Source organism: Ilumatobacter nonamiensis YM16-303 (genome assembly GCF_000350145.1).
GTDB lineage: Bacteria > Actinomycetota > Acidimicrobiia > Acidimicrobiales > Ilumatobacteraceae > Ilumatobacter_A > Ilumatobacter_A nonamiensis.
In genome coordinates, this window is sequence record NZ_BAOL01000390.1 from 1 (window position 1) to 586 (window position 586).

Here is a 586-nt window from a genome sequence, read left to right on the forward strand (position 1 = left end):
AGCCGACTGCTCCGAATTCGGTTCCGTCGCCGACCGGCCAGGTCCCGACCCCTACCCCGCCGGAACCGACGGCCACGCCGACGCTGGTGCCCGACACCACGATCCCGGCCACCTGCCCCGCTGGCGAGTTGGTGCACAACGGATCCTGCTACGCCGTGCCGCCGCTGATCGCCCCGCCCGACACCCAGGTCCCGACGATCACCTCGCAGCCGGCGAGCGGCTCGATCACGCCGCTCGCCCTGTGCGTCAGCACGCGCGCCGACGGCGTCCGTGAAGTGCGCTTCGGCTACGAGTCCACCGCCGACTCGACCGTGACCGTCGACCGTGGACCGAACAACGAGGTCAGCCCGCGTGGCGAGCCGCCCACGCTGTTCGGCGTGGGCCGCCACATCGGGACGCTCGATGTCGAGACCGTCGACGGAGTCGCCTCCTGGACGCTCCTCGGCACCACCGCGACGGCGGACAGCAGCACGCCGTCGTGTGAGAGCGCGACGGTGACACCGCTGCCCGCGATCGATCCGGGTGCGACCGACACGACCGACCCGGATACCACTGACCCGGACACCACCGACCCGGACACCACCGA

The 586-nt window shown here is 71.8% G+C and carries 1 pseudogene; it reads left to right on the forward strand.

Going from position 1 to position 586, the window contains the following annotated elements:
* Nucleotides 1-86 precede the first annotated feature (86 nt).
* A pseudogene (locus tag ON45_RS20725) lies at nt 87-586 on the forward strand (hypothetical protein); the annotation flags it as partial.